We start from the raw sequence: 25,966 nt of genomic DNA, 5'->3' as shown, positions 1-25,966 counted from the left end.
GCAAGGCGCTCGGACAAGCCGATTTTTTGTGATAGGGTTCGCGCCCGCAAAATCCGCCTGCGACCCTTTGCCCCGCGAAAAAATCGGTGACGGGCGGTCATTGCGCGCTAAGACGCGGCCTACAAGGGGTTGAGTGAAATCACTCACAAAATACGCACAAGTTATCCACAGACCGCGACCTTGCATTACCCCCAAGACCGCATTATCTTGTATCCCAAGCGAAACAAAACACTACATCTTGGGGTTTCCTGAAAATCCCAAGCACAAGTCAAGCAGAGAACTCAAGCCCTCAACGGCTAGATTTTTTGCTGGAACTTTAGAAGAGATCAGCAGCCAAACCGCTCCTGCGCAGGCTTCCGTTGCAAACCCTTGGAGGGTGTTGTTTCGGGTACGGGTGTTGCAAGCCATCGGCACACCCGACAGCAACAGTTTTGAGTCGTAGATTCAAGACCTTTGACTTCGGCCAGGGAGCGGCAAGCATTTGCCCTAATTCCTGAACTGTCCCGAAGTGAGTATGCCCGACCTGTGCGGCATGCCGGAACGCTCGTTCCTGCGCGCCCTCAAGGTCGGTTGTTGGGCTTTCGGACGGAACGGTTGGCGCTCACAAAGCGCCTAAACATACTTAGAGAACGTGGAGACACCCATGCAAACCGACACAACTCGCGAGAACCCGCAGGCTTTGGCGCCGCAGGCCGCTGATTCGAACCAGGATCTGGCTGCCACCGCTCCGGGCCAACTGCGCGTGATCAAGCGTAACGGCACTGTCGTCGCCTACACCGATGACAAGATCACCGTGGCCATCACCAAAGCGTTCCTCGCAGTTGAAGGCGGCACCGCCGCCGCCTCGTCGCGCATCCACGACACCGTTGCCCGCCTGACCGAACAAGTCACCGCGACCTTCAAGCGTCGCATGCCTTCGGGCGGCACCATCCACATCGAAGAAATCCAGGACCAGGTCGAACTGGCCCTGATGCGTGCCGGCGAACAGAAAGTCGCCCGTGACTACGTGATCTACCGCGACCAGCGTGCCAAGGAGCGTGCCACCCGTGGCCACGCCGAAGACGCCGGCGTGCAGCCGCACCCAAGCATCCGCATCACCCGCGCCGACGGCAGCCTGGCGCCACTGGACATGAACCGCCTGAACACCATCATCAGCGAAGCCTGCGAAGGCCTGGCCGAAGTCGATGGCGACCTGATCCAGCGCGAAACCCTGAAGAACCTCTACGACGGCGTGGCCCTCACCGACGTCAACACCGCCCTGGTGATGACCGCCCGTACCCTGGTCGAGCGCGAGCCGAACTACTCGTTCGTGACCGCCCGCCTGCTGATGGACACCCTGCGCGCCGAAGGCCTGGGCTTCCTCGAAGTCGCCGAGAGCGCCACCCACCACGAAATGGCCGAGCTGTACGCCAAGGCCCTGCCTGCCTACATCGCCAAGGGTGTCGAGTTCGAACTGCTCAACCCTGCCCTGGCCGACTTCGACCTGGAAAAACTGGGCAAGGCGATCAACCACGAGCGCGACCAGCAATTCACCTACCTGGGCCTGCAGACCCTGTACGACCGCTACTTCATCCACAAGGATGGCGTACGCTTCGAGCTGCCTCAGGTGTTCTTCATGCGCGTGGCCATGGGCCTGGCACTGGAAGAGAAAGACAAAGAAGCCCGTGCCATCGAGTTCTACAACCTGTTGTCGTCCTTCGACTACATGGCCTCGACCCCGACCCTGTTCAACGCCGGTACCCTGCGTCCACAGCTGTCGAGCTGCTACCTGACCACCGTGCCGGACGACCTGTCGGGCATCTACCACGCGATCCACGACAACGCCATGCTGTCGAAATTCGCCGGTGGCCTGGGCAACGACTGGACCCCTGTGCGTGCACTGGGCTCCTACATCAAGGGCACCAACGGTAAATCCCAGGGCGTCGTGCCGTTCCTGAAAGTGGTCAACGACACCGCCGTCGCCGTTAACCAGGGTGGCAAGCGCAAGGGCGCTGTCTGTGCCTACCTGGAAACCTGGCACCTGGACATCGAAGAATTCATCGAGCTGCGCAAGAACACCGGTGATGACCGTCGTCGTACCCACGACATGAACACCGCCAACTGGATCCCTGACCTGTTCATGAAGCGCGTCTTCGATGACGGCAAGTGGACCCTGTTCTCGCCATCGGAAGTGCCAGACCTGCACGACCTGACCGGCAAGGCCTTCGAAGAGCGCTACGAGTACTACGAAGCCCTGACCGAGTACAACAAGATCAAGGTGTTCAAGACCATCCAGGCCAAAGACCTGTGGCGCAAGATGCTCTCGATGCTGTTCGAGACCGGCCACCCATGGCTGACCTTCAAGGACCCGTGCAACCTGCGTTCGCCGCAGCAGCACGTGGGCGTGGTGCACAGCTCGAACCTGTGCACCGAGATCACCCTGAACACCAACAAGGACGAGATCGCGGTCTGCAACCTGGGCTCGATCAACCTGCCGAACCACATTGTCGATGGCAAGCTGGACACCACCAAGCTGCAGCGCACCGTCAACACCGCCGTGCGCATGCTCGACAACGTGATCGACATCAACTACTACTCGGTGCCGCAAGCGCGTAACTCGAACTTCAAGCACCGTCCGGTCGGCCTGGGCATCATGGGCTTCCAGGACGCGCTGTACCTGCAGCACATCCCTTACGGCTCCGACGCTGCCGTCGAGTTCGCCGACAAGTCGATGGAAGCGGTCAGCTACTTCGCCATCCAGGCGTCCTGCGACCTGGCCGACGAGCGTGGCGCCTACGAGACCTTCCAGGGCTCGCTGTGGTCCAAAGGCATCCTGCCGCTGGATTCGCAACAGATCCTGATCGAAGCCCGTGGCCAGAAGTACATCGACGTCGACCTGAACGAAACCCTGGACTGGGCGCCGGTGCGTGCCCGCGTACAAAAAGGTATTCGTAACTCGAACATCATGGCCATCGCGCCGACCGCGACCATCGCCAACATCACCGGCGTATCGCAGTCCATCGAGCCGACCTACCAGAACCTGTACGTGAAATCGAACCTCTCGGGCGAATTCACCGTGATCAACCCGTACCTGGTTCGCGACCTCAAGGCCCGCGGCCTGTGGGACTCGGTCATGATCAACGACCTGAAGTACTACGACGGTTCGGTGCAGCAGATCGAGCGCATTCCGCAAGAGCTCAAAGACCTCTACGCGACCGCCTTCGAAGTGGAAACCAAGTGGATCGTCGACGCCGCCAGCCGCCGTCAGAAGTGGATCGACCAGGCCCAGTCGCTGAACCTGTACATCGCCGGCGCTTCGGGCAAGAAGCTCGACGTGACCTACCGCATGGCCTGGTACCGTGGTCTGAAAACCACCTACTACCTCCGTGCCCTGGCCGCGACCAGCACCGAGAAGTCGACCATCAACACCGGCAAGCTCAACGCCGTCTCCAGCGGTGGCGACAGCGCCCCGGTACAGGCAGCGCCAGCCGGCCCTGCTCCGGTACCAAAGGCCTGCGCGATCGACGAGCCGGATTGCGAAGCCTGCCAATAAGCGCCTGAAGGCCCGCTCCCTGTAGGAGCGGGCTTGACCCGCGAAAGGGCCGGCCCTGCCGCCCCCTTTCCAAAGCGCCGAACAACAAGGTCGGGGCCACCCCGACCTCCCCCGAGGGCCTCAGCCCGGGGAAGCATTCCAAGTTTTTGCGTGCACCGCAGTACCCAACCGCAAGCACCGCAACCAAGATCCACCGGCCATACTGATATGGCCCTCAAGCAGGAGACCCACCATGCTGAGCTGGGACGAATTCGATAAAGACGAAGGCGAAGAAGCCGCAAAAGGCACTACCGCCACTCAAGCTGCTGCCGCAGGCATCGACAAGCTCGATAACGCTGGCGGTGTTGCTGCCCTGGAAGCGCGCGCCGTGACTGCCGACGACTCCGAAGCGGTCAAACGCGCCAAGGCGGCCCTGGACAAACTCGACATCGCCGAAGGCCTGGCTGAGCTGGAAGGTTCTGCTGCCCGCGTCGCGGTTGACGAAAAGCGCATGATCAACTGCCGCGCCGACCTCAACCAGCTGGTACCGTTCAAATACGACTGGGCCTGGCAGAAGTACCTGGACGGCTGCGCCAACCACTGGATGCCGCAAGAGGTCAACATGACCGCGGACATCGCCCTGTGGAAAAACCCGGAAGGCCTGACCGACGACGAGCGTCGCATCGTCATGCGCAACCTGGGCTTCTTCTCCACCGCCGACTCCCTGGTTGCCAACAACCTGGCCCTGGCCGTGTACCGCCTGATCACCAACCCCGAGTGCCGCCAATACATCCTGCGCCAGGCCTTCGAAGAGGCGATCCACACCCACGCCTACCAGTACTGCATCGAGTCGCTGGGCATGGATGAAGGCGAGATCTTCAACATGTACCACGAGATCCCGTCGGTCGCTAAAAAAGCCGCCTGGGGCCTGAGCTACACCCGCGCGATCTCCGACCCTGAGTTCAACACCGGCACCGTCGAGACCGACAAAGAGCTGCTGCGCAACCTGATCGCCTACTACTGCGTCCTGGAAGGCATCTTCTTCTACTGCGGCTTCACCCAGATCCTGTCCATGGGTCGTCGCAACAAGATGACTGGCGTTGCCGAACAGTTCCAGTACATCCTGCGTGACGAGTCCATGCACCTGAACTTCGGTATCGACGTGATCAACCAGATCAAGATCGAAAACCCGCACCTGTGGGATGCCGAAATGAAGGAAGAAGCCTCGCAGATGATCCTGCAGGGCACCCAGCTGGAAATCGAATACGCCCGCGACACCATGCCGCGCGGCGTGCTGGGCATGAACGCAGCGATGATGGAGGACTACCTCAAGTTCATCGCCAACCGTCGCCTGTCGCAGATCGGCCTGAAGGAAGAGTACCCAGGTACCACCAACCCGTTCCCATGGATGAGCGAGATCATGGACTTGAAGAAAGAGAAGAACTTCTTCGAGACTCGGGTTATCGAGTATCAGACTGGTGGGGCGTTGAGCTGGGATTGATTTCCCTGCCTTCACTTTTCACGATGACTGAGACTTTTTTCAGAAATCTGAGACTGATCGCACCAAATAAGCGCACGAAATGAAAAAGCCACCTACGCCGCAAGGGCAAAGGTGGCTTTTTTGCATATAGCTTTTTGCATCCGGACTCACGGGCACGCGCTCCTAAAGCTAAGCCTCAGAACCCATCCGCTTCAGAGCTTTAATTTCATCCCGGATTTCGTTCAAAAGCGCGTCTTCATCTCCACCCAGGCCAACCTGCATCACAACAATCAAGGTCGCAGGATTCACGCCTAGCCGCTCAGCAAATTCTTCCATTTTTTCGATCGTCGGGCTGCGAATCCCGCGTTCTACTGTGGAGACAAAAGACTGGCTTGCCCCAAGCTGTTCTTGTGCGATCTCCTTTCTCACCCGCACTTCTTTTAGCGCAGAGCCGAAAGCCAACTTGCGTTCCATCTTGTTATCCACAAAAGGAACGATAAAGCCCTGATGCGCACACAAACACTATGCTGCATACAGCATATATGAGAAAATTATTTGCTCTGTAAATTAATCAGTACCGCCCCATTTCATCACCGCTTTAATCGAGGCTTCAAACCGTGTTCGTTTCAGATCCCCAGGAAGAAATCATTACTCTTATAGGTAAGGTCGACCCCGACTACAAAAGCTGGCCCCGAGTTGATACCAGTGAGACATTTTTCCACGTGCATGCGAAGCAGCGAGGGGAGTCCAGCGTAACCGTAGGTGTAGTACTCCTCGCGACACCGCGAGCACTCCTTGATTTTCTGGTGTGCTGTCAACAAGACGAACAGCTAAGAATTGAGCAAATTGTTATATCCACTCCTCCTCATGCTAACCAAACCCAGCTTTGGCGCACGGAGGCACTCTGCAAGCTTGAAGTAAGCCTAGATGAATATGAGGTCCCAAACATGATCATCTACCACACCCCTACGGAAATCTACTATGAGGACCGTGTATTCGGGAGATGCAAAGCCCAAGAGCAGCACAACCTGAAAACAGTGTACAAAGCGCGTTCCAAACGTCCGGCTAAATCAGAAAAACCGAGCCATCGCTAATCACCTTGCCAAGCTGCAATTCCTGGGCTTCGGATTTCAGCCTGGAAACGTGCAAACGCCACACTTATTTGCAGAACTTAAATTAGCTATTGCCCGCGCGCGACGACTAGCATTTTCGATATTAGATGCATTTCAACTCACTTCTTGATGACCGTAGATTGGCTGGCGCACTTCAGTTGCTATCTTATGCGCCAGCTCAAACCTCAAAAGTACTGTTTCTTACCGCTGCGCTCAATCGGCCGGCCTTTGAACACCTGTGGACCATCGACAGTGAGTTCCAGGTTGCCACCCTTACGAGTCAACCATGGCGTAGCTTCAGACCCGGTTTTTGAAGTGATACCGCTTGGGCTGATCGTGATGGCATCACCCTCGATTTCAATGGTTCCCAGCACGTACGTATAGACCATGCTGCTGAAGAACCCGCTTTTGAACTCAAAAGCGCATTCGACAATCTGGTCGCCATATTCCATGCGCATCTTGGGCTTCAGCGAAGCTACTGAGACCGCACCATTGTCGACGGCGGAATAGACGCTGCAGACCAGTGCCACCCTGCCCCCCATTAAGTGGGAAATCTCGGGATTGATCTCCACGGTTTCGACCCCCGGCGCAGATGCGCTGGCGCTAACCACATCGCCGGTATGGAAGACGTAGGGGTCAGACCCAAGAGCTCCACGCTTGTCAGGGGCCTGGATGATAGACATCCGGCCGTCCGGCCGCAGAATGCCAATGCGCAGGTCAAGGTCATCGTTATCGCGACCGTCCCCATTATCCACCCAAGTCGCGCTGACCTTGATTACCTTTGGAGCAGTTGCACCTTTCTCTAACGACACCTTGTGAGAAGCTCCAGGCTTCTCGAGGGTGACGACAGATTTGGTGATATTGACTGGCTTTGGCTGGACAGGCTCTGGTGCCGGTGCCGGCGGCTCGTCATCCACCTCGACGCCATACATATTGCAGAGCCCGGCCAGACCGGAGGCAAATCCTTGCCACACCGCGCGGATCTTCCACTGGCCATTACGAACGTACAGTTCAAGCACAGTGATACCCGTCTCGCCTTCAAACGAGCCAGGGGTGAGTTCGATGACTTGGTCACCGCTTTCGACCTTGGCCCTGAGGTCCTTCACTTGTGCGAAGTCGCCGCCACTTCCGTCCTGGGTGAGCGTAATAGCGATCTTGCTGATGTTCCCGGGGAGTCGACTTAGATCAAAGCTGATGCTGTGACTCACCTTCCCTGCCTGGTTGATTGGTGGCGAAAATGCTGCGGATCCCGACGCATGTTCTGGCGCATTGAAAAACACCATGCCGCTATCATCGAGTACCTTACCGGCGTCAGTCACCAGAAAGGCCGTCAGGTTCACATCCAGATTTGCCCCGGCCGCATGCGTCACCAAAACTTGGCCATTGGCAACACTGAGGCTCGTGTTCTCGCCTGGTTTAATAGATAGAGTCAAAATTGATCGCCTATTCCATTGGTATCTAATCTTTCAGTGTAACGAGTCCTCCGCAAGAAGAAAGCCAGAACAGAAGATCGAAACGTTTAGGCGCCGGCGGAGTAAACCCACTCCTGGCAAACACGCAACTGAAAGGTGCGTGTAAGCAAGGGATTGGCCACTGGCAATCTTCATGATCGATCAGCGATTTCTGATCGGCATCGCAAGCTTGCTACACGTACTTCTCAGCACGGTAGCAAGTTGGTCATAGGATCTGTAGTGGATTAAAGGGGTAGGCCTGCAAGGGACATGACGTCCCGCTGCGAGAGTAGGCTCGAGCTGCCCCTACGCGTTCGCGCACCCTAGACCCCATACGCTAATCACGTCAAAAGCACGATCTCGAAGAAGCTCAGCAGCGTTAGCACACGCGTACTCCAGCGACATAGGCCCGGAGGCGATTGAGAACGCTGCAACGATGCCTATCTCACGCAGCTGCTGGTAGCCCTGGCCCAGAGTGCCGGCAATGGCGATCGTAGGAACGCCTGCGGCAGATGCTACAGCCGCCACGCCAGCTGGGGTTTTGCCGAATAGGGTCTGCTGGTCCAATTTACCTTCGCCGGTGATCACAAGGTCAGCTCCCTGCACAGCATCTGCCAGGCCGGCCAGATCAGCTACCAATTGCACACCCGGGCGGAAGTCAGCGTTCAGGAACGCCTTAGCGGCAAACCCAATTCCGCCCGCTGCTCCTGCACCTGGTGCATTCCGCTCGTCCTTGCCCAGCAATTCAGCCGCCACGTCAGCATAGACGCCTAGCGCTAAGTCGAGCTCACGGACCTGGGATGGGGAAGCCCCTTTCTGCGGGCCGAAGACATGGGAAGCCCCGTTCTCACCGGTGAGGGTGTTGTCGACATCACAGGCGACTTCAAACTGGACGTCCTGCAGGCGTGGGTCCAGGCCTTCAAGATCGATATTGGTCAAATGCTGAAGCGCCAGGCCGCCGGCCGGTAACTCAGTACCAGACTCGCCAAGGAACCTGGCGCCGAGTGCGCGAAGCATACCTACACCACCATCGTTAGTTGCGCTTCCGCCAAAGCCCATGATTATCCGGTGAGCACCAGCCTGAAGTGCCGCTTGCACTAACTGGCCGGTACCGAACGTTGAAGCTAGCGTTGCGTCGCGCTGGCCGGCAGGCACGAGGTGAAGGCCGCTGGCTTCTGCCATCTCGATCACAGCGGTGCGTGTGTCTGCAAGCCAACCCCACATTGCCGTGACCACATTCCCGCGTGGTGTAGATTTTCCGCTTGATTCGCTCCCGTTTTAGAGGCTGGAACAAGCTCTCGGCCACAGCATTGTCATGACAGTTGCCTCGGCGACTCATACTGGCAACCAAATTGTTTGCCCTCAAAAAACTGCGCCAATCGGAGCTGCTGTACTGGCTGCCTTGGTCGGAGTGGACCATCACCTCCTGCTTCGGTTTTCGTCTCCACACCGCCATTAATAACGCAACAATGGCCAAATCACTGGTCACCGCGGCTTCATTGACCAGCCAACGACCTGACGCGAAAACAGATCCAGCACCATAGCTAAATACAACCAGCACTCATACGTACGAATGTAGGTGATGTCAGTGACCCAAACTTTGTTGGGCTCTACGACATCGAACTGGCGCTTCAGCAAATTGGGTGAGGCGACCGCTGGCTTACCGCCGTGCTTTCCAGGGCGTCGTCGATACCCGGTCTGACAACGCAGACCTTCGAGACGTATCAGCCTCGCCACACGATGCCGACCACAAGACGTGCTGCCACATCAGCGACAGGCAGCTTCTTTTCAGTCACTTGATTGACCGCTTGGATTTTGAGTTCTTCGGGGTAACGCGGGTTGCTCATGGAACCTCCTAATTGGGTTCAGTTTAAGGCAAAGAGGTTTCTACGAAACCCGGGGCGATTCACTTTACCTAAATGTCCGGCTGCCGATACATGAACAGTCAGGGTTAGCAGTCTTAAGGAGATGGACATGTTTACACAGGGCGCACTGGCGCTGGTGCTAGGTTTCAGTGTGGGGAGCGTCTCAGCAGCAAGCTTTGACTGTTCAAAAGCGTCGGGCTTTGCGGAATCGGAGATATGCCGCGACGGTTATCTATCTGGAGTCGATGAAGTTCTCAATCGAACCTACACGAAGGCCATCTCAGCCTCTTCAAATCCCGAAGGCCTGCGTCAGACGCAGAGACAGTGGCTGGTGGTTCGCAACCAGTGCCAAGACCAGACATGCCTTGATCGAGCCCTCGGCAATCGGATTCAGGCACTCGAAGGCATCATCCGAGACGAACAGATCAAAGCGCGCCAGGCTCAAGATGAAAGAGCCGCTGCGCAGCGTTACGCTGACGATGCTGAGCGCGAAAGACAAAAGGCCGTTCTGGCTCAGCAGCAGCGTAAATCAGCCCAACCGTTACAGCGTACGCCTTCGCAAACGGCCTCCAATGTGCCAGCAGTCCACGCGAACGGCGCCAATACTCAGCAGGCAAACCCGGTGACAACGTGGTTCATCAATGGGCCTGGTTGGAAATACACCCTGGTGCTGGGCTTTCTTCTCTCCGCCTGGGCTGTTGTACGCCATCATCGTGGGTCAGCGACCATCTACAGTGACTATACCGATGCTCTGATCACGAACTTGCTTCCCGCCCTAGGGATCGTAATTGCCGGGATATGTCGATGGCTGGAGATGCCAGGTATGGTCTCAACCATATCGGTGATTGCCGGCTTCGTACTGTCTATCTCCTATGCGGTCTACTCAACGGTGAAAAACAACCGAGGCGCTCTGAGCATCTTCCTGACCATCATGGCAAAGCTGACACTAATTTCTGTGTTCTACGCTGTCATCGGACTGCTGATTGCATCGCTGTTCTCCAGTACGCGCCGCAAGGGCGAGTCACAGGCCAGGGCCGATTCGCGTAATCGTCGCGAGCGAAAAGCTACCATGGCGATGATCGCTGCCCTCTCTGCTGCATACAGCGCTCTGACTGTCTGGATCTGTCGTAACCCAAAGTTCACCTCCGTAGGCGAATGCCTCGAGTTCAACCGGGTGCCTGAACTGCCCTAGCCCATCACCTGCCGTGCGCCCCCGGCGCACGCGCACTTTTCCCCACGCAACGCGATCTCTATACGCTCGGCCGATGATTGTGCCTAGCTAGACCGCGCGCGGTCCACAATCCCCCTTTTAGGCGGCCAAGTGGCTTCAGCGCCGAAATCGATGGGTGGGGAACAGCTAGGCCCCATCGACTTGTTATGGCAGCATCAGCAGCCGATAGAAACGTGAAGTAGTTTGCAACAACTCTCCAGCGCAGCTGGACCAATTTCCCTGCATATTTGCCAATTTCTAAAGAGTGATCACTTTATGCCCTGGGTAAAACGTACGATTGGTATCCTCAGCTTGGTGCTGATTGCACTAGCCGCTCTGTGCTTCCACCACTACTTGCCGCGGCATGAGATCGTTCATGTCACCGGGGTCGAGGTCAAGCGCATGGATGCGGATGGCGTAATCAGTGCGGAAAACCCGGCAGATGGACCAACACGGGACGTGTATTTCATCAATACCGTTTCGACCGACTCGAAGCGTGAAGTAGTGGTCTATCGCAATGAAGACACCGGATGGGGATTCCCCTGGTACTTCAAATTCGATAGTGCCGATCTGCAGGCCAAGGCCCAAGACTACTCGAGAGACCCAAATCAACTGGCCGTGATTCGATACTACGGCTGGCGCTTCCAGATCTTCTCAATGTTCCCAAACATCACCGACATCAAAGCAACTACCAGCAAGTCCGAACCGCTTCCGATCTTCAATATCATCTTTTTCAGCGTGCTGCTCATCCTGGTGATTTCAGCCACCCTCCTCGTGCGCCGTAAACTCCGCCGCAGTAATAGGCCAATGGTTCCGCGCGATTCGGTTAACCCCCCATCGAATTAAACCTCCTAGGCGTTAAGCTGAGTTAGGCCCGCCAGGACGCTTGTCCTGGCAACACAATGCCTGACCTGACCCAAAAGGACGCAGTATGCAAATTACACAGGGCCAGCGCCTGCCGCTGTCCAGCATTGGTATCTCTGATCGCCTCACGATTGCGGTCTCCATCCAGTCAAACCATGAGATCGACGTAGCCTGCTTTGGCCTTGATGCTCAGTCAAAGCTGTCTGACGACCGCTTTATGGTGTTTTTCAACCAGCCCTCTGCCCCTGCGGATGCAATCAGGTTGAACGGCCCCGGTCAGTTTGAGATCAACTTGGCCGCGCTGCCGGCAACGATCGACCGTATGGTGTTCACGGCCGCCATCGATGGCGCTGGTGCTATGAAGGACATCTCATCGAGTCGCTTCGTTATAAGTGGACCTGGTGCTCCTAGCGCTGCGACGTGCGAGTTTTCCGGCAGTACCTTTAGCGTGGAGAAAGCGATCATGGTCGCCGACGTTTACCGCAAGGGTGGTGAATGGCGTCTGCAAGCCAACCTACAGGGTTTCAGCGAGGGTCTGGGCGCACTGGTGCGCCATTTCGGGGGCGAGGTCGATGATGAGCCTGCACCTGTCTCCCCGGCAACGACTGCACCGCCTCCCGTCCAGGCCACATTCTCTCTCGAGAAAAAGGTCGCTGCTCAAGCACCAGCATTGATCAGCCTGGCGAAAAAAGCACAGATCAGCCTCGAGAAGAACAACCTCACCGCAGTGAAAGCGAAGATTGCTTTCGTCCTCGATGCCTCAGGGTCCATGAATGGGCAGTACAGCCGCGGCCGCGTTCAGGAGGCCCTGAATCGCCTGATGCCACTTGCCGTGGCGTTTGATGATGACGCCGAGCTCGATGTCTTCGCCTTTGGTGCCAAGCCTGTGCAGCTCTCGCCTGCCAATCTGTCGAACTACGCCAATTACATCGACACCGATCACGGTGGGTGGCGCAAGTGGGATGTTGGCCAGCGCATCAACGATGAACCCAGAGCGATGCGAATGGTGATGGACTACTACAGTCAAGCCGGGAACAAGACCCCGGTTTACATCATCTTCATCAGTGACGGCGGCGTGCATCAGAACCGTGAAATCACACAATTAATGATAGAAGCTTCCCGCCGGCCGTTCTTCTGGCAGATTGTTGGTTTGGGTGGGCGAGGCTACGGCATCCTGGAGCGACTCGACGATTTGGCTGGCCGAGTTGTCGACAACTGCAGCTTCTTCGCAATGGATGACCTCCATGACCTTACTGAAGACGCTTTGTACGATAAGCTGATGAAAGAGTTCCCGGCATGGCTTAAGGAAGCCAAGTCGAAAGGGATCATCGGTTAGCAATTGCATGAGGCTGCGGCAGTTTAATGCCGCGGCTTGCTTCATCCCAGCTGGTCAATTTCGTATGGCTGGATCTCCCTGAAACGCGAGGCTCGGTCCAGATCAACTCTAGCCCCTAAGCGATTCAGCGTATCTGCAGGGTCGATGTGCTCAATCCGTTCAAAGTCCAGCAGATCCCAGTCCTCGCGCCGAACCACAACCGACAAGATATAGGGCTCTTCAAGACGCCCGGTCGCAGGGTCGTTTCGCTGGATGTAGCCTGAAACCAGACAACGATTGATTGCAGGCAATAGCGCGAACACCTCCCCAGCAACCCTGAACAACGACCCATAACACATGCCTACGAAGTCACGTCGAACCTGGGCGTCGCTTCGGGTTTTGAAGGTGAGCTTCCCGTTTCCCTTGGCCTCGGCTGTACGCCGGGGAATATCCCCCTTATCAGGCAAGTCCACATCTAGCGCAAGCCCTGCAGCATCCTGGGTGAACTGATAGGCCACGATCGTCTCCTTGGGCCAGGAGATTCCGCTCAGCACATAATCCAGAGCCTTCTCCATGTGTGCGCTGAACCCTTGGGCCGCAAGACGAAAGGCCTTTTGAACTTCGGCACGTTCCCCTTCCTGCGCATCTCGGGCAGTGGTCCAGTCGGCCAGGTCCTGCTGGTGCTGCTGCTCGATCGCTATGCGGTCGGCCTCGAGCTTACCTGTTCTGAACAGCCGATCCATTAGACCAGGCTCCAGAGGAGCTGGCTCAGCTGGCATTGGTAGAGAAAATGGTGGTGGGAGTGTTGGAGCGTCACCTGGCCGCGGTGTTCGCACATGCACACTCAGGCACTCGGTGAGCTCTTGATTGACCTTCTGTGCCGCCTTGTTGAGCAGCTTCTCAATCGCATCAGCCTGCTCACTCTTCGCGCGCTTGGCGAGCGCCGGCGGAAGCGGGTTGTCAGTCTCATCGGTGATGGAGACCGTGCCGTCGTCTTCCACCCTGATCCGGATTGATCCTGAGTAGGCACTAGGATCAAAAGCCGGTGCTGGGTTTGACTGGCGGCTGCCATCCAGGCGTTGGCGGTACGAGAGGCCCGTGCCTGGTAAACCGGCGTTGAGAAACGTGCCACCACGACCCATCGTCATGCTCAGACCCCGGGGGCCAATGGAAGTCGAGACACCACGTGGACTAATGTTCAGCCTCAAACCCGGCACGATTGTGATCCGTTTACTAAACCGAAAGCCCATCCTTTCTTCCCTTCTAGTGAATGATGGCAAGTCCCTGCTACACCGCTGCATGACAGGGAAAGGGAATCGACTTTGTAAAGGAGTCGACACCCTCCTCCGTACCCGGACAGAGCCTAGCGCCCCCATTCCTTCCTAACCGTTAGCATCTGGGAGTTGGACGAACTTGTCTCCGCTCCACTGGTAGCGTTGTGGGAATGGTTCTGTTGGGCAGCAACGGGGATCATCGTCGCCTTGGACCACTGCGTCTACAAGAATGGTACGGCCACCAACTGCGGTTACCTTGCGTACACTTCCGGTAATCACGGCATCGCCACCTTGGGCTTGCCAGCCATTAGATTCCCGGTAGAACGCGGCAAGTGTCTGATACGCCATTTGTGACCCACCAGCCCCTTCAATGGTGTAGAGCACGGCCGCATCGAGTTCGCCATCACCGTTCAGATCAACTTGGACGATCTGACGACCCTCGGTGTACTCCACACCTCCATCAGTATCAAGGGAAGCAACGTACGAATTGATCGCTGATGCCAGCTCGGGAAACGCTGGGGACGCGGCCTTTTGATCCTCAGGGCCGGCTGCCGTGGTAACGATTGGTTCATTCAATTGCGGCTCGCCAGCACCACCACCGTTCATTGCGTTCCCGCTCTTGGCTGCCTCCGCCTGGGCATACTCGCGAAGCAATTTCTCGTTAGGTACTAGGCCTTCCTTCTTAGCCCGAATAGAGAAAGTTCTCTGCAGTTCCTGCTCCGCCTCAGTCATGTCGGATGGACTGAAAGCCATCACCCGGCCCTTCGGAGAGGGCGGTTGAGAGTCACCAAAGAAAATACGAGCGAAAATGTTCGGCCGAAGGTCCTCGAGCATGTCGATTCCTTCTTGCACAAATTCATCAGCGACGTCCTTGTACAGCGACCAACCCTCGTCGCCGAACAGCTTGGTGATGCCATTCTTCGCTACATCGCTCTTGAAATCAGTCAGCTCAAGAACCTTTTGGTTGAAATCAATAGTCTGACTTCGGCAGTCGTATGTGTCATTGCCAAAGCAGTTTTGACGAAGTTCATTGAGTGCCAGCGACAAACGAGCGTCATTGGCGGCCTGGCCGCACCCGGCCAGTATGGTGACTACAGCACTGGAAACCAAAAATCTCTTGACCATGAAAACTCCGCAATCCATGCGCATGCATGTGCGCTCAAATGTAAAAAAGGGTACTGCAGTATTACCAGGCGGCACCTAGAATTGGTTTCTTTGCTGCTGGCCAGGGCTCATGGAAATGACGTAATCAGGCTTAAGACACACCCACCCATTCCTAGGCCAGAAAAGAACTCCCCCTGCCTGATTGCAAGCTTCAAACACCTGCTTGTCCTGAGCCTGGGGGTCTGAAAAATCGCAGCTGCTTGAAATGCAAACGTAAATGAGCTGCCCAAAAAAAAGCCCCTGCCGCTAAGCAAGGGCTTTTCTGACAACATGGGTTAGCCGATGCTTACGCCGTGAGCTTCAGCAAGCGGCTTCAGGCCACCAGCAAAACCTTGGCCGATCGCTTTGAACTTGAATTCGTCGTTGTGACGGTACAGCTCGCCGAAGATCATCGCGGTTTCGGTCGAGGCGTCTTCGCTCAGGTCGTAGCGCGCCAGCTCCTTGCCGTCCGCCTTGTTGACGACGCGGATGTAGGCATTACCCACCTGACCGAAGCTCTGCTTGCGGGCTTCAGCGTCGTGGATGGTCACCGCGAACACCAGCTTTTTGACTTCTGGAGCCAGGCCGGTCAGCTTGACGTTGACTTGCTCGTCATCGCCTTCACCCTGGCCGGAGCGGTTGTCGCCCAGGTGTTCAACAGAACCATCTTTCGAGGTTTTGTTGTTGTAGAAAATGAAGCTGGCGTCGTCCAGAACCTTACCGCTTTCGCCGGTGACGAAGATCGATGCATCGAGGTCGAACTCGGTGCCGTCAGTTACGCGAGGGTCCCAGCCCAGGCCAACGATTACTTCGGAGAGACCTGGAGCTTCTTTGGACAGCGATACGTTGGAGCCTTTGGTCAGCGAAACAGCCATTAGATAGTTCCTTGAGAAAGTAGTTAAAACGTTAGCAGCACCTTGCTGCTAACGCCGCAGTGGTGTTTAGAAGTTCATGCCGTACGAGTTAGCAAGGGCCTTCAGGCCGCCGGCGTAGCCCTGGCCAACGGCGCGGAACTTCCACTCGCCGTTGTTACGGTACAGCTCTGCGAAAATCATCGCGGTTTCGGTCGATGCGTCTTCGGCCAGGTCGTAGCGAACCACTTCGGCACCGGTCACTTCGTTGGCGATGCGGATGAACGAACCGCCAACCTGGCCGAAGTTCTGCTTGCGAGCTTCTGCATCATGGATGGTAACGGTGAAGGCGACTTTTTCAATGTCGGCGGGCACGCGGCTCAGGTCGACCTTCAGTACTTCGTCATCACCGTCGCCAGCGCCAGTACGGTTGTCACCGGTGTGCTCGATCGAACCGTCTTGGCTTTTCAGCTGGTTGTAGAAAATGAAGTCAGCTTCACCGCGAACTTTGCCGTTTGCACCCAGCAGGAATGCACTGGCGTCGAGGTCGAACTCAGTACCGTCAGTAGAACGCGGATCCCAGCCCAGGCCGACAATGATCTTGGTCAGCGATGGGTCAGTTTTGGTCAGGGACAGGTTGCCGCCTTTCTGCAGTGTCAAAGCCATTACTCAAACTCCTTGTTGGGGTACCAATGATTCAGTTGGATTCTGCCTGAGTGTCTTCCTTTTCAGGGAAGACCACACTTGCAAGGACGCCGATTACCAACACCACCATCACGATGAGGAGGCTGGTGTTTGGGTCGATGTTGTAGCCGTGGTGGAACATATGATCTGTGGCGTTAAGACCCAGTTTTACCGCGATGAAGAACAGAAGTGCAACGACCGCTTTCTCCAGGTGCACCAGATAACGCTTCAGGGCCTCAAGAACGAAGTACATGGTACGCAGACCCAAAATGGCGAACAGCATAGCGGAGTACACGATCAGAGGCTCGCGGCTTACTGCGATGACGGCAGGTACGGAGTCGAAGGCGAACAGCACATCGGAGACTTCTGCCACGACCAGGCACAGGAACAGTGGGGTTGCGAACAAGCCACCTTTAGCCGCCAGGCTCATACCCTTGTTTTCAGGCTTCAGCAGCTCACCTTCGAGCTCTTTGCGGCTAACAAAGAACTTGTTGCCGTGCAGCTTTGGCCATACTGGGAAGAGCTTTTTGGCAAAACGATATGCGATGTGCTTGGAGTAGTCTTCCTCCTCCTCTTCATCACCACCGCTACGGAGCATCATGACAGCGGTCCAGGCAACGATCAGTGCGAACACGATCTCCACCCAAGGGCCAAACGCCAACAGGCCAGTACCGATAGCAACGAAGACGCCGCGGAACACGATCGCCCCGATGATGCCCCAGTAAAGCACGCGGTGGCGCAAGCCATCAGGCACTTTGAACCAAGCAAAGATGGCCATGAATACGAACAGGTTATCGACGCTGAGAACCTTCTCAAGGGCGTAGCCGGTAACAAACAGACTGGCGACGTCAGGACCGTGCTGAACATACAGGAACCCTGCAAACGCCAGCGATATTGCAATCCAGAACACCGACCAAACAGAGGCTTTCATTAGCGAGATTGGCTTATCGCCGCGGTGCGTAACCATGTCGAGCAGCAATGCGCCTACGGCGATGCCGACGAAAACCGCCATGGTCAGCGGGGGAAAACCGAGATGGGTAACTTCCACAGATCAGTACCTTAAAGTTCGAAATCAGCTGGGGACAGGCCCAGCTCTAGGCAGATCAGACGGCAAGCCGCCTTTTCCTTTTCATCAAAGTCGCCATCGGATGAACCGATGGAACAGGTAACGCGAACAAGAAGGCGAGAAGCCCCTTCGTTGTCCTTGATACAACCGATCACCTTCAACGCCTCGGCCTGACCAATTTGAGGGTCAAACTCGAACTTGCTCATCGAGTCGTTGAAGACGGCCAGAACGTCAGTCAGGCTGAATACCTTCAATTCTGGCGAGTTGTTGATGAAACCAACCATCTTTTGCTTTTCTTCAGGGCCAGCACCGTTGCTCGCAACAGCAACCATTGCACAACCGTTGGCCATTGCTTCCATGAACTTGCGGTTCTTGTGCTTGCCAACTTCAGCAGTGAGTGTCTCGCGTGCTTGCGCACCTTTAGCTTTCAACCAGCTGAGCATTGTTCGTACCTCAAATTGCGGGGCCAGGCCCCGCGAAAAAGTAGATTACTTAGAACCTGCGCTCCAGCGCAGGCCCCAGCGGTAGGCATGATCCATGGGCTCTTGGTTCTTATGGAAATCAACCCTTCGAGACACCTTAACGGCACCATTGTCATTTTCAAGGAGAGCGATCGCACAACAGCCCAGACGCCCACCCTCCTCGTTCAGTCGCACCTCAATTTCTGGCTGACCAGGAATGAAAATGGTGACTACACCATCGGTTTCAGCCCAGTTCGGGGCACCTTCGTAGATGAATGCGTAAACCAGGATCCGGCGGATATCGCCCCACTTCGCCCCATTGATGTGAATCCACTCACCACCAGCAACGGAGCCGGTTCGGTCGTCACCCATGAGTTGAATGTAGGGTTTGCGATCAAGGTCACCGAAGGCATTTCCGAGTGCCTGCACTACACCTTTGGTGCCATCCTGCAGTTCAAACAGGCACCCAACGTCCAGATCAATAGATTTGCCCCGGCCAAAGAAACCAGACTTGCCTTTGTTCCAGTTCAGGTTCACTCGGATTTCTCCGAAGCCCCCCGCAGTCTTCTCCAGACTGATCGAGGATCGGGTTTTGTCCAGGGTCACTTTGCTCAGACTGATTGTCGACTTGGGAGCAGGTGGCGGAGCTGGGGTCGGTGCTGGTGCAGGGCTCGGCGCAGCGCTCGGGGTCGGTGATGGAGCTGGAGCTGCAATGTCGACGCCAAAGTGGGTTGCCAGCGGCGCAAGGCCACCGGCAAACCCCTGAGCGACACAACGGAACTTCCAGGCACCCTGGCGACGGTAAAACTCTCCGAGGATGAGCGCGGTTTCCTTCATCCCCGAGGTAGGGATTTGGGTCTCAATGCCACCAGACACGGTGACAACGAGCATAGAGACGCGATCAAAGCTGGCCTTGTTGTCATAGATGGTCGCCGTCAGGGCGACCTTGTCTATAGCTGCGTCCAAGCGACTGAGATCAACCGTAAAGACTGCGCGACCAGCTGCAGTTTCGACCAGCTGGACCGATCCACCTAGAACACTAGGCTGGCCATAGAAGCACATGTCGTTGTCGCCACGGACTTTACCGGCTGCAGTCAGTGCAAATGCAGACACATCGATTTCGGCTCCTGGAATCGGCGAGTAGCCAACTTCCACTCGAAGACTCCCGGTCGCTACCGGTGCGTTACCACCAGGGACCAAGGTTGTCATGCGCGCACCGCCTGAACTGCCAGACTGACGAGATCGTCGGCGGTACGACCGTTGGTGGTCTTGCCGATCGCTTTGAACTCCCAACCGCCCGGGCCGCGAGACAGATTGGCCATAACCACACCAGTGTGGCTACCTTGGTCAGTCAGGTTGAAGCGTGCCAACTCCTGCTTGTTGGTGTCATTGATAATTCGGCAGTAGGCGTTCTTGATACGCTCGAAATTCTGACCGGTGAACGAGTTCACAGTGAAAACGAGGTGCTGAACGGATGCAGGAAGTGTATTCAGGTTTACGGCGATCGACTCATCGTCACCCTCACCCTCACCCGTGCGGTTGTCGCCGGAATGGCGGATCGAACCATCACGGGACTTCAGTTGGCGGAACCACACCAGGTCGACTGGCTTCAATTCGCCGTCCAGCATGATGCAGGATGCGTCTAGATCAATGTCGCCGCCGCTGCCAAACATCTTGCCAAGAAAACCAGCCTTTTCAGGATCCCAGCCCAGGCCCAGGGTTACTTTGGTCAGACCCGATCCTGCGGTTTTTTCCAGAGAAATGGACTGATTTTTCGAAAGGGTAAGTGCCATCGTTACGCTCCTTGTTGATCATCGTGCTGCTGAGTGCCTGAAGAGACACCCGTAACTGAATTCGTGGGCGCATCGCTCTTCTGAACGCGCGACTCAATGTGTACTATTTTCATTCGTCCCCGCTGCCAGCGGGGATGGAAGTGCCGCCAGTGCGGCTCTTGGGCTGCAGCAAGCAGCTCTTGGTCCCCACGAGTGTCACCCCAAGCGCGGAGCCTGTATTTCTCCAGCGGGCCATACACAGCTTCTAGGCGGAGCACTTTCGCTTCGCACCGGCAATTACTCCCACTGATTGCCCCTGTTAGCTTGCCTTCAACCACCTCTAGCTCGGTCGCAATCAACTTGATACCCAACTCCTCCGCGAAGGGCATGAGCACTATCCGCGGCGAAGCTGAACAAATTGTTACCTGGGCGCCGCTGGCAATCTCGGCAGCGACGGATTTTAGCCCCGCCGGACGCATAAGCCGTACCCAAAACACCGCTTTGAATTCCGCAGCCTTGCGCTTCACCCATGCCTCTTCAACACCGGTCAAGAAGGTCGCGACAAGTACAGCTTTCAACTCGTCGCGACTCATACCCTTACCTAGATATCGAATGCATGCTGGCAGCATACGCACTACCCGCGCTGCGAACTTCCTCTTGCCAAAAGCGAACATCAGAAATGGGACGAAGCTGTCACGACGCGTGAGCGTGCCGTCAAAATCGAACACCGACAGTACCTGGCCGCCGGCCGGGCCAGCCTCCATCATTTCCTGAGTCATCGAGCGGCCTCGGCCAGGCGTACTGGCTCGGCGATCCCAGCTTCTGCAGGTTTCACGCCGTGCCATTTGACTCTCTCGATGATGTTGATTGCCCAGTTGTAATGGGTAGCTGGTTCAACCATTGCGTCGTTGTGCTTGAAGACGGCCGGTGCTGAGCCATCTACGATCAACTTGGCGCAGTTGTAATCGTCAAGCGGCACTCGGAAGCCATCATGGATCTGCGCGATCTGCGACGGGTGAATAGCAGTTTTGCCTACAAGGCCGTGGGCAATATCCAGCTCCAGTTCTTCAGCAAGCAGCTGGGGTGTTGCGAGCTGCTCGAACACAGGCGCGGTGAGTGCAAACCCTTGAGCCCCGAGTACCCCGGTTAGCATAGGGATCACGTAACCCATTGGGGTCTGATACAGAGTGGTGGCCGGGTTACGGCGCAGCCCCAAACAGCTCATGAGGTCGTTACCACCGATTCGCAAAGCCAGGATTCGATCACCCAGTTCTGAGCGCAGAGCGCTACCCAACTCGGCCATCGAGCCGGGGTTGTACACGTCGCTGGTTTCCAGTGTCGGCATCAGCAACAGTTCGGGATTGGTAACTGCACGCACCCACTGCCCCAATGTGGCCAGGGATAGTTTTGGGACAACGAATCCATGCGCAGCAGTAATCTCAGGCCAATCGTTGAGCGCTGCCGCCATTTCACAATCACGCGGGCGAACGAAAACAAGCGGACTTCTGGCAGGGCGACTCCCGCGGGGGCCAATGGCAGTCAGGATTGCATGCAGCGATCGCAGTGCATGTTCAACGTCAGTAGCGGCAATAGCATCCTCCAAGCAGATGACCAGAGAACGAAGGCCAGGCTGCTTATCACCGCGTATCACCTCAACGATGTCTGCACGGGTTGCAGGCATATAGAGAGTGGCGCCCAACGCCCAAGGAGAAATGCGTTCCATTAGCTGACCCCCCGGATGACAGTAACCGCACGGTACGGCCCCAGATCTTCACCAGCTTCCTGCACTTGGATGCCAGCACGATCTGTCAGATGGATCAGCAGTTGAACGTCGGCGTCGCTACGATCCCTGACCAGCACCTGGTCTGGAACTCGGCGCAGCACAGCACGAGTTGCTTCAGCGATTCCAGGCTTGATGCGGTTCAGATTTGTCACGCCGAATCGTTCAGCAAGTTGGCTGACGACACCAAGGGCACTGATTTGTAACTGCTCAGCCTCCTTTGGAGTCCACGGCGAAGCGGGGCTGACTTCAACAGAAGCGCGGGCAGCTTCGATCCGATCTATAAATGGCCGGGTCACGTCATGCTCTTGCAGGTGGTCATAAACCACGCAGCCATGCAACCCGCCATCACTCGGCCAGATTGACCGCGAGACAAGCCCGGATACAGTCGCACCGAGTATGCCGGATGGGATGATCCAGTCTTCTGCCGACGCGGCTAGCCATGCCCGGCCGCAAGGATCTGCAAGCACGACCAGGCGCGGATCTTCTGGGAAGCGACTATCGCCAGCAAGGCTACGCTTGATCTCACCAGAGATTGCGCCTTTACCAGTCCAGCCATCGACGAACACGATGTTCTCTGCACCGTGAGCAGCGATGATCGATTCGAGGGCGACCGTGTCAATACCACGGTCACGGACGATGCTGATTCCGTAATGATGAGCGTCGCGACCCAGGCCAATCAGCGCACGACGCAGCAGCACGCCAAGAGGCAGGCCGGCGCGCACAAAGGATACGAGCGCAATGGTCGGCCCCTGATATCGCTCCTCCAAGGCCAAGGCCAGTGACTGGACGTCGGCCGCCATACGCACGCCATTTTGAGACATGGCTCGCTCAAACAGCTCCATATGAGTCGCTGAAGGCGCATCTTCCTGGCTGATCATTTCCGAGTAATGCTTTTGCTTGGACTGGATGAGCCGCTCCTTCTCCAGCACATCAGTCATATCGATGCTCACGGAACGCAGCAGGAAATGAACATCCTCTGGCAAGTAGCTTCCGCTACCCACGGTCATCGATGTCAGGACTGGGTTAAGCATTGACGTGGGCCTCCACCAAAGCTGCAAGCTGGCTTCGAGCCGGAGTCGACCAGAAATTGCAAAGGTTCATGTAACCAAGATCGGTGATGCTGTCGCCAAAGCCGAGCACAGGTCGCTCCCCGTTCAACTCCCGGTCCAGCTTCAAGTAGTGCTCCACAGCAACACGTTTGGACAGGCTGGCAGGCAACAAGGCAAGATTATTGCCGTTGGAATGAGTGTGCATTCCATCGAGAAGGCCTGCTTCACGGAGCTTGTTGAGCACAAGAATCAAGTCCGCGTCAGAACCATTATTGTGCTTAACGACAACGTAATGGCGCTGATCTGCTTCTTCCACAACCCAACCTCGAAGCGACACACCCTGCTCATCACCTATGCGCAAAGCAGTCTCGCAGAGAGCTGGCAAGCGCTCTTGGAAGTCCGAGAGGATGCCGGTCATGACACCATGCCATTCCATGTTAACAGTACGGTCTGGATTGAGGATCAGGCCACCGTGGGAACAGATTGCCGCCCCCGAAAAGTCCAGGCGTACGCGACTGAAGGCTTCGGCGCTGCGCGCAGTTACAGGAACCACATCAGTGGTGCTCAGAAGCCATTCAAGGAACTGCTTCTGCATATTCGTCTGGTAGCCACTCACTTCACCGCTGACGTCAAAGGAGGCTGGATGACGCGAGGTGCCCGGGGGCATTTTTCTCGCAGTCTGGAAAAGTGTGTCGTCCAGGTCGACCAGGGCCAGGGGGCGCTTAATTACCATCGACGATCACCTCCGCGTTCAAAGCTTCGATCAACGCCGCCGGTACCGCTTTGGCGTCAGTTTCACTGCAGATCAGCACTCGGTCGAACTGCCCGGGTGCAACGTTGTAGAGGAAGTTGACGATTCCAAGACCGTAGTTGTCCGAGAAATTCAGCGCGTACCCGATCGAATGACCAAGTGCGATCGGCGAGCGGGTAGTCGAACTGAAATGCACATCCGCACCGGCGCGCTCCAGCCGCTCGGCCAGCAGGAAGGGCTTCCAGACGAACTCGCCGGTACCGAGGACAATCACCCGCTCACCTGGTTTGACATTTAAACCACGCCCCAGGGTGTCTGCGACCTCGCGTGTTCCGAGTCGGCCCCAGTCATATTCAGGGTTCACAGCCCATTCGCCCGCTGCCACCGTGCCGGTGTCGGGCATATCAGGAAGTGGGGCTTCAGGATCCTCGGTGAATTGATACGCGCCACTCAGGAGGGAAACCTGATCAGCAGCCTCGCCGATGCTCTTTGATACGGCACCATCAGACCAGTCAGTCAGAACGCAGGTCACTACGCGCTCAACCCGGTTGAGGCCTGCATCGACAAGGGCGCGATGGAGATTGATGAACGTGCGGCCGGTCGAGGCTTCATCATCAACGAGCACCAGCGACTTGGTGCTGCGCATCATCTCAGACAGCTGAGGATCACTAGGCTCATGAATCAGATGAGCGCTAGCGTGGCTGTGTTCTTCTTCAAAGCGCGCGAAAATCTGGTCTCCCACGGGGTGGCGGGTGCTGACGATGTACATGCTGTCAGGGCGCGATTTGCTGAATGCACGATGAACGCCTGCCCCGAGACCAACAGCGGTCTCAGCCATTCCGATAACCAGTACCGGGCCTGGCAGGTCGGCGGGGATTTGTGCTGCCAGCGCCTCGTAGGAGTGCTGCATCACCGAAGGTTTGACAGGAATATGCTTACCCAGCACCCGAGAAACAAACAGAAATGCCCGCTTCGGGTTGCGGCGTTCTGCAAACCCAAACAGCGATTCGGGTGAAACCGAAGCTTGATGTACATCAACTTCGAGCACGCCGCGTTTAAGCGAGGCGCTGAACTTCGTAGACTCTTGATTCACTAAACTATGCTCCATGTTGGAGTTCCGTGGACGATAGTAGTGAACCTAACGTGCGCACTTGTGATTTCAATGGCATGTAGCATTTAAATTCGAGCTTCAATTTTCCAGAGCGATGGCTGTACAACCCTTGCTATATCAGCAGGTGTCTGCGCCGTATTAGATTCATTGAGCGAGATAGGGATGTGACATGCTTCTAGGAAGGCGCCGAGCAAGTGGGACTTGACGGCGAAGTTCATGTTCTGTGCATCCGGTACAGTTGAGGTGACCATACCGACCACACTCCCGCGGGAGTCGAAAAGTGGGCTGCCACTTGACCCTGGCTGAATCGCCGCAGTGAACTGCAACAGTCTTGCGTCGTTTCGCAGGCCAAAAAGTGCGGATACGCCACCCTGTGTAACATGAGCTCCGCCGCCAGCAAACCCCGACATTGGGAAACCAACCGCGGTCACCGAATCACCCAAGGAGCAGCAGCGGGTTGCCGCGAAAAGCACAGGCTTCAGGGGTGCACCTTCTACTCGAAGCAGGGCAATGTCGTTGGAAGTGTCGACCATGACTGGCTCAGCACGGTATCGACCATTGAAGGAGCTGATCTCGATTGAAGTCATGCCCTCGATGACATGCGCACAGGTGAGCAGAACATTGCTGGACACAGCGAACCCGGTACCGGTCGCGCCAGTGGCCCCACCGTTTGGCCGGGGGTTTGCGCTCCCAGCATCCGAGTGATCTGGATTGGCTTCATCGATGTCCAGCCCAATTCTGCGACCAAATGCCGCCAGGCCATAGGCTGAGCCCTCTGCCAGCGCTCGAAACTTCCATTGCCCAGATCGTGAATAGAATTCGCCCAATATCAACGCACTCTCACCATAGGCGGAGGTGTCGAGGTCGTAGGTGATAGCATCATCGACCTTGAGGTGGAGAGTCCCCAGTGAACTGACTGGGCCGAGGTTGGAATACCTGTAAACGATCAGAAGAACCCGTTCGCTCCCAGCCGGCAGACTGCCCAACTGCAGCGTGCAGCCTACCTTTGCTGGATTACCGCTCCAGGACATCCAGGGGGTCTGTTCAATGTGGAAAAGCGCGGCTGCGCCTTTTGGCGTTCTCTTGTCATCTACAGGGATCAGCGCGACAGCAGCCGTCGAGCCAAAAGCACTCTGGTGTGTGGACTCCAGTGTCCAAGATGCTTTAGCTGAAGAAAGTGCAACGTTCGCGCCCGGCGTCAGCATGTCTCGCT

General features: G+C 56.5%; 22 protein-coding genes and 2 pseudogenes. 5 read left to right on the top strand and 19 right to left on the bottom strand.

Annotation, left to right across the window (positions count from 1 at the left end; all coding sequences use genetic code 11):
• Nucleotides 1-643: 643 nt before the first annotated feature.
• Nucleotides 644-3,532: a ribonucleoside-diphosphate reductase subunit alpha gene (locus tag ACIOVF_RS17470; RefSeq protein WP_045195612.1), complete on the top strand. Its 2,889-nt coding sequence runs from the start codon at nt 644-646 to the stop codon at nt 3,530-3,532.
• Between the two features lie 232 nt (nt 3,533-3,764).
• Nucleotides 3,765-5,012, top strand: a complete 1,248-nt coding sequence (locus ACIOVF_RS17465; RefSeq protein ID WP_045195614.1) for a ribonucleotide-diphosphate reductase subunit beta — start codon at nt 3,765-3,767, stop codon at nt 5,010-5,012.
• 168 nt (nt 5,013-5,180) lie between these two features.
• Here ACIOVF_RS17465 and ACIOVF_RS17460 read toward each other — a convergent pair whose 3' ends face one another.
• The 5 genes and pseudogenes from ACIOVF_RS17460 to ACIOVF_RS17440 form a co-directional block, all read right to left on the bottom strand.
• Entirely contained in the window at nt 5,181-5,465 is a 285-nt protein-coding gene (locus ACIOVF_RS17460) for a helix-turn-helix transcriptional regulator (protein ID WP_342624551.1), read from the bottom strand.
• Between the two features lie 823 nt (nt 5,466-6,288).
• Entirely contained in the window at nt 6,289-7,536 is a 1,248-nt protein-coding gene (locus ACIOVF_RS17455) for a TerD family protein (RefSeq protein ID WP_401291108.1), read from the bottom strand.
• 324 nt (nt 7,537-7,860) lie between these two features.
• Nucleotides 7,861-8,832, bottom strand: a pseudogene (locus ACIOVF_RS17450) (glycerate kinase); the annotation flags it as partial.
• Nucleotides 8,774-9,309, bottom strand: a pseudogene (locus tag ACIOVF_RS17445) (IS3 family transposase); the annotation flags it as partial. The pseudogenes ACIOVF_RS17450 and ACIOVF_RS17445, both read right to left, overlap by 59 nt.
• On the bottom strand, nt 9,279-9,401 hold the full coding sequence (locus ACIOVF_RS17440) for a transposase (RefSeq protein WP_401291105.1): 123 nt from the start codon (nt 9,399-9,401) through the stop codon (nt 9,279-9,281). The gene ACIOVF_RS17440 and the pseudogene ACIOVF_RS17445, both read right to left, overlap by 31 nt.
• A gap of 127 nt (nt 9,402-9,528) precedes the next feature.
• Here ACIOVF_RS17440 and ACIOVF_RS17435 point away from each other — a divergent pair, with 127 nt between their 5' ends.
• The 3 genes from ACIOVF_RS17435 to ACIOVF_RS17425 all read left to right on the top strand — a co-directional run bounded on the left by ACIOVF_RS17435 (nt 9,529) and on the right by ACIOVF_RS17425 (nt 12,829).
• Nucleotides 9,529-10,611: a hypothetical protein gene (locus ACIOVF_RS17435; RefSeq protein ID WP_401291102.1), complete on the top strand. Its 1,083-nt coding sequence runs from the start codon at nt 9,529-9,531 to the stop codon at nt 10,609-10,611.
• Nucleotides 10,612-10,905: 294 nt separating this feature from the next.
• On the top strand, nt 10,906-11,475 hold the full coding sequence (locus ACIOVF_RS17430) for a DUF1523 family protein (RefSeq protein ID WP_401291100.1): 570 nt from the start codon (nt 10,906-10,908) through the stop codon (nt 11,473-11,475).
• 85 nt (nt 11,476-11,560) lie between these two features.
• Nucleotides 11,561-12,829: a VWA domain-containing protein gene (locus tag ACIOVF_RS17425; RefSeq protein WP_401291097.1), complete on the top strand. Its 1,269-nt coding sequence runs from the start codon at nt 11,561-11,563 to the stop codon at nt 12,827-12,829.
• A 41-nt stretch (nt 12,830-12,870) separates the two neighbouring features.
• On the opposite strand, the gene ACIOVF_RS17420 is transcribed toward ACIOVF_RS17425, so the two are convergent.
• The 14 genes from ACIOVF_RS17420 to ACIOVF_RS17355 all read right to left on the bottom strand — a co-directional run bounded on the left by ACIOVF_RS17420 (nt 12,871) and on the right by ACIOVF_RS17355 (nt 25,958).
• Nucleotides 12,871-14,058, bottom strand: a complete 1,188-nt coding sequence (locus ACIOVF_RS17420; RefSeq protein WP_401291094.1) for a DUF4236 domain-containing protein — start codon at nt 14,056-14,058, stop codon at nt 12,871-12,873.
• A gap of 132 nt (nt 14,059-14,190) precedes the next feature.
• On the bottom strand, nt 14,191-15,207 hold the full coding sequence (locus ACIOVF_RS17415; RefSeq protein ID WP_401291092.1) for a hypothetical protein: 1,017 nt from the start codon (nt 15,205-15,207) through the stop codon (nt 14,191-14,193).
• Between the two features lie 314 nt (nt 15,208-15,521).
• Nucleotides 15,522-16,100: a TerD family protein gene (locus tag ACIOVF_RS17410; protein ID WP_401291089.1), complete on the bottom strand. Its 579-nt coding sequence runs from the start codon at nt 16,098-16,100 to the stop codon at nt 15,522-15,524.
• 66 nt (nt 16,101-16,166) lie between these two features.
• Nucleotides 16,167-16,742, bottom strand: coding sequence for a TerD family protein (locus tag ACIOVF_RS17405; protein ID WP_401291086.1), 576 nt, complete (start codon nt 16,740-16,742; stop codon nt 16,167-16,169).
• A 31-nt stretch (nt 16,743-16,773) separates the two neighbouring features.
• Entirely contained in the window at nt 16,774-17,808 is a 1,035-nt protein-coding gene (locus ACIOVF_RS17400; protein ID WP_401291083.1) for a TerC/Alx family metal homeostasis membrane protein, read from the bottom strand.
• An 11-nt stretch (nt 17,809-17,819) separates the two neighbouring features.
• Nucleotides 17,820-18,269 (bottom strand): tellurite resistance TerB family protein, encoded by a 450-nt coding sequence (locus tag ACIOVF_RS17395; RefSeq protein ID WP_401291080.1) that lies wholly within the window; start codon nt 18,267-18,269, stop codon nt 17,820-17,822.
• 45 nt (nt 18,270-18,314) lie between these two features.
• Nucleotides 18,315-19,496 carry a TerD family protein gene (locus ACIOVF_RS17390; RefSeq protein WP_401291077.1) on the bottom strand — a complete coding sequence of 394 codons (1,182 nt, stop codon included), beginning with the start codon at nt 19,494-19,496 and terminating at the stop codon, nt 18,315-18,317.
• Nucleotides 19,493-20,080 (bottom strand): TerD family protein, encoded by a 588-nt coding sequence (locus ACIOVF_RS17385; RefSeq protein WP_401291074.1) that lies wholly within the window; start codon nt 20,078-20,080, stop codon nt 19,493-19,495. The genes ACIOVF_RS17390 and ACIOVF_RS17385 overlap by 4 nt, the downstream gene beginning before the upstream one ends.
• Before the next feature lie 2 nt (nt 20,081-20,082).
• Nucleotides 20,083-20,838 (bottom strand): HAD-IB family hydrolase, encoded by a 756-nt coding sequence (locus ACIOVF_RS17380; RefSeq protein ID WP_401291071.1) that lies wholly within the window; start codon nt 20,836-20,838, stop codon nt 20,083-20,085.
• On the bottom strand, nt 20,835-21,782 hold the full coding sequence (locus tag ACIOVF_RS17375; protein WP_401291068.1) for an HpcH/HpaI aldolase/citrate lyase family protein: 948 nt from the start codon (nt 21,780-21,782) through the stop codon (nt 20,835-20,837). Before ACIOVF_RS17375 ends, ACIOVF_RS17380 begins: the two co-directional genes overlap by 4 nt.
• Entirely contained in the window at nt 21,782-22,873 is a 1,092-nt protein-coding gene (locus ACIOVF_RS17370) for a cysteine protease StiP domain-containing protein (protein ID WP_401291066.1), read from the bottom strand. The genes ACIOVF_RS17375 and ACIOVF_RS17370 overlap by 1 nt, the downstream gene beginning before the upstream one ends.
• The gene (locus tag ACIOVF_RS17365) at nt 22,866-23,624 is read right to left on the bottom strand and encodes a trehalose phosphatase (protein WP_401291063.1); all 759 of its coding nucleotides are present in this window, start codon (nt 23,622-23,624) and stop codon (nt 22,866-22,868) included. The genes ACIOVF_RS17370 and ACIOVF_RS17365 overlap by 8 nt, the downstream gene beginning before the upstream one ends.
• The gene (locus tag ACIOVF_RS17360; protein WP_401291060.1) at nt 23,614-24,750 is read right to left on the bottom strand and encodes a phosphoribosyltransferase domain-containing protein; all 1,137 of its coding nucleotides are present in this window, start codon (nt 24,748-24,750) and stop codon (nt 23,614-23,616) included. Before ACIOVF_RS17360 ends, ACIOVF_RS17365 begins: the two co-directional genes overlap by 11 nt.
• 68 nt (nt 24,751-24,818) lie before the next feature.
• Nucleotides 24,819-25,958 (bottom strand): trypsin-like peptidase domain-containing protein, encoded by a 1,140-nt coding sequence (locus ACIOVF_RS17355; RefSeq protein WP_401291057.1) that lies wholly within the window; start codon nt 25,956-25,958, stop codon nt 24,819-24,821.
• Between the last annotated feature and the right edge of the window lie 8 nt (nt 25,959-25,966).

Origin of the sequence: Pseudomonas sp. NPDC087612 (assembly GCF_044743505.1) — a bacterium.
Classification (GTDB): Bacteria; Pseudomonadota; Gammaproteobacteria; order Pseudomonadales; family Pseudomonadaceae; genus Aquipseudomonas.
The sequence above is the reverse complement of the archived record's forward strand: the minus strand, read 5'-3'. Positions and strand labels throughout refer to the sequence as shown.

What these genes read in the sequence shown, in the direction of transcription:
- ACIOVF_RS17470 (WP_045195612.1), top strand. Translation starts at nt 644, where the DNA reads ATGCAAACCGACACAACTCGCGAGAACCCGCAGGCTTTGGCGCCGCAG.
- ACIOVF_RS17465 (WP_045195614.1), top strand. Translation starts at nt 3,765, where the DNA reads ATGCTGAGCTGGGACGAATTCGATAAAGACGAAGGCGAAGAAGCCGCA.
- ACIOVF_RS17460 (WP_342624551.1), bottom strand. Translation starts at nt 5,465, where the DNA reads ATGGAACGCAAGTTGGCTTTCGGCTCTGCGCTAAAAGAAGTGCGGGTG.
- ACIOVF_RS17440 (WP_401291105.1), bottom strand. Translation starts at nt 9,401, where the DNA reads ATGAGCAACCCGCGTTACCCCGAAGAACTCAAAATCCAAGCGGTCAAT.
- ACIOVF_RS17435 (WP_401291102.1), top strand. Translation starts at nt 9,529, where the DNA reads ATGTTTACACAGGGCGCACTGGCGCTGGTGCTAGGTTTCAGTGTGGGG.
- ACIOVF_RS17430 (WP_401291100.1), top strand. Translation starts at nt 10,906, where the DNA reads ATGCCCTGGGTAAAACGTACGATTGGTATCCTCAGCTTGGTGCTGATT.
- ACIOVF_RS17425 (WP_401291097.1), top strand. Translation starts at nt 11,561, where the DNA reads ATGCAAATTACACAGGGCCAGCGCCTGCCGCTGTCCAGCATTGGTATC.
- ACIOVF_RS17420 (WP_401291094.1), bottom strand. Translation starts at nt 14,058, where the DNA reads ATGGGCTTTCGGTTTAGTAAACGGATCACAATCGTGCCGGGTTTGAGG.
- ACIOVF_RS17415 (WP_401291092.1), bottom strand. Translation starts at nt 15,207, where the DNA reads ATGGTCAAGAGATTTTTGGTTTCCAGTGCTGTAGTCACCATACTGGCC.
- ACIOVF_RS17410 (WP_401291089.1), bottom strand. Translation starts at nt 16,100, where the DNA reads ATGGCTGTTTCGCTGACCAAAGGCTCCAACGTATCGCTGTCCAAAGAA.
- ACIOVF_RS17405 (WP_401291086.1), bottom strand. Translation starts at nt 16,742, where the DNA reads ATGGCTTTGACACTGCAGAAAGGCGGCAACCTGTCCCTGACCAAAACT.
- ACIOVF_RS17395 (WP_401291080.1), bottom strand. Translation starts at nt 18,269, where the DNA reads ATGCTCAGCTGGTTGAAAGCTAAAGGTGCGCAAGCACGCGAGACACTC.
- ACIOVF_RS17390 (WP_401291077.1), bottom strand. Translation starts at nt 19,496, where the DNA reads ATGACAACCTTGGTCCCTGGTGGTAACGCACCGGTAGCGACCGGGAGT.
- ACIOVF_RS17385 (WP_401291074.1), bottom strand. Translation starts at nt 20,080, where the DNA reads ATGGCACTTACCCTTTCGAAAAATCAGTCCATTTCTCTGGAAAAAACC.
- ACIOVF_RS17380 (WP_401291071.1), bottom strand. Translation starts at nt 20,838, where the DNA reads ATGACTCAGGAAATGATGGAGGCTGGCCCGGCCGGCGGCCAGGTACTG.
- ACIOVF_RS17375 (WP_401291068.1), bottom strand. Translation starts at nt 21,782, where the DNA reads ATGGAACGCATTTCTCCTTGGGCGTTGGGCGCCACTCTCTATATGCCT.
- ACIOVF_RS17370 (WP_401291066.1), bottom strand. Translation starts at nt 22,873, where the DNA reads ATGCTTAACCCAGTCCTGACATCGATGACCGTGGGTAGCGGAAGCTAC.
- ACIOVF_RS17365 (WP_401291063.1), bottom strand. Translation starts at nt 23,624, where the DNA reads ATGGTAATTAAGCGCCCCCTGGCCCTGGTCGACCTGGACGACACACTT.
- ACIOVF_RS17360 (WP_401291060.1), bottom strand. Translation starts at nt 24,750, where the DNA reads ATGGAGCATAGTTTAGTGAATCAAGAGTCTACGAAGTTCAGCGCCTCG.
- ACIOVF_RS17355 (WP_401291057.1), bottom strand. Translation starts at nt 25,958, where the DNA reads ATGCTGACGCCGGGCGCGAACGTTGCACTTTCTTCAGCTAAAGCATCT.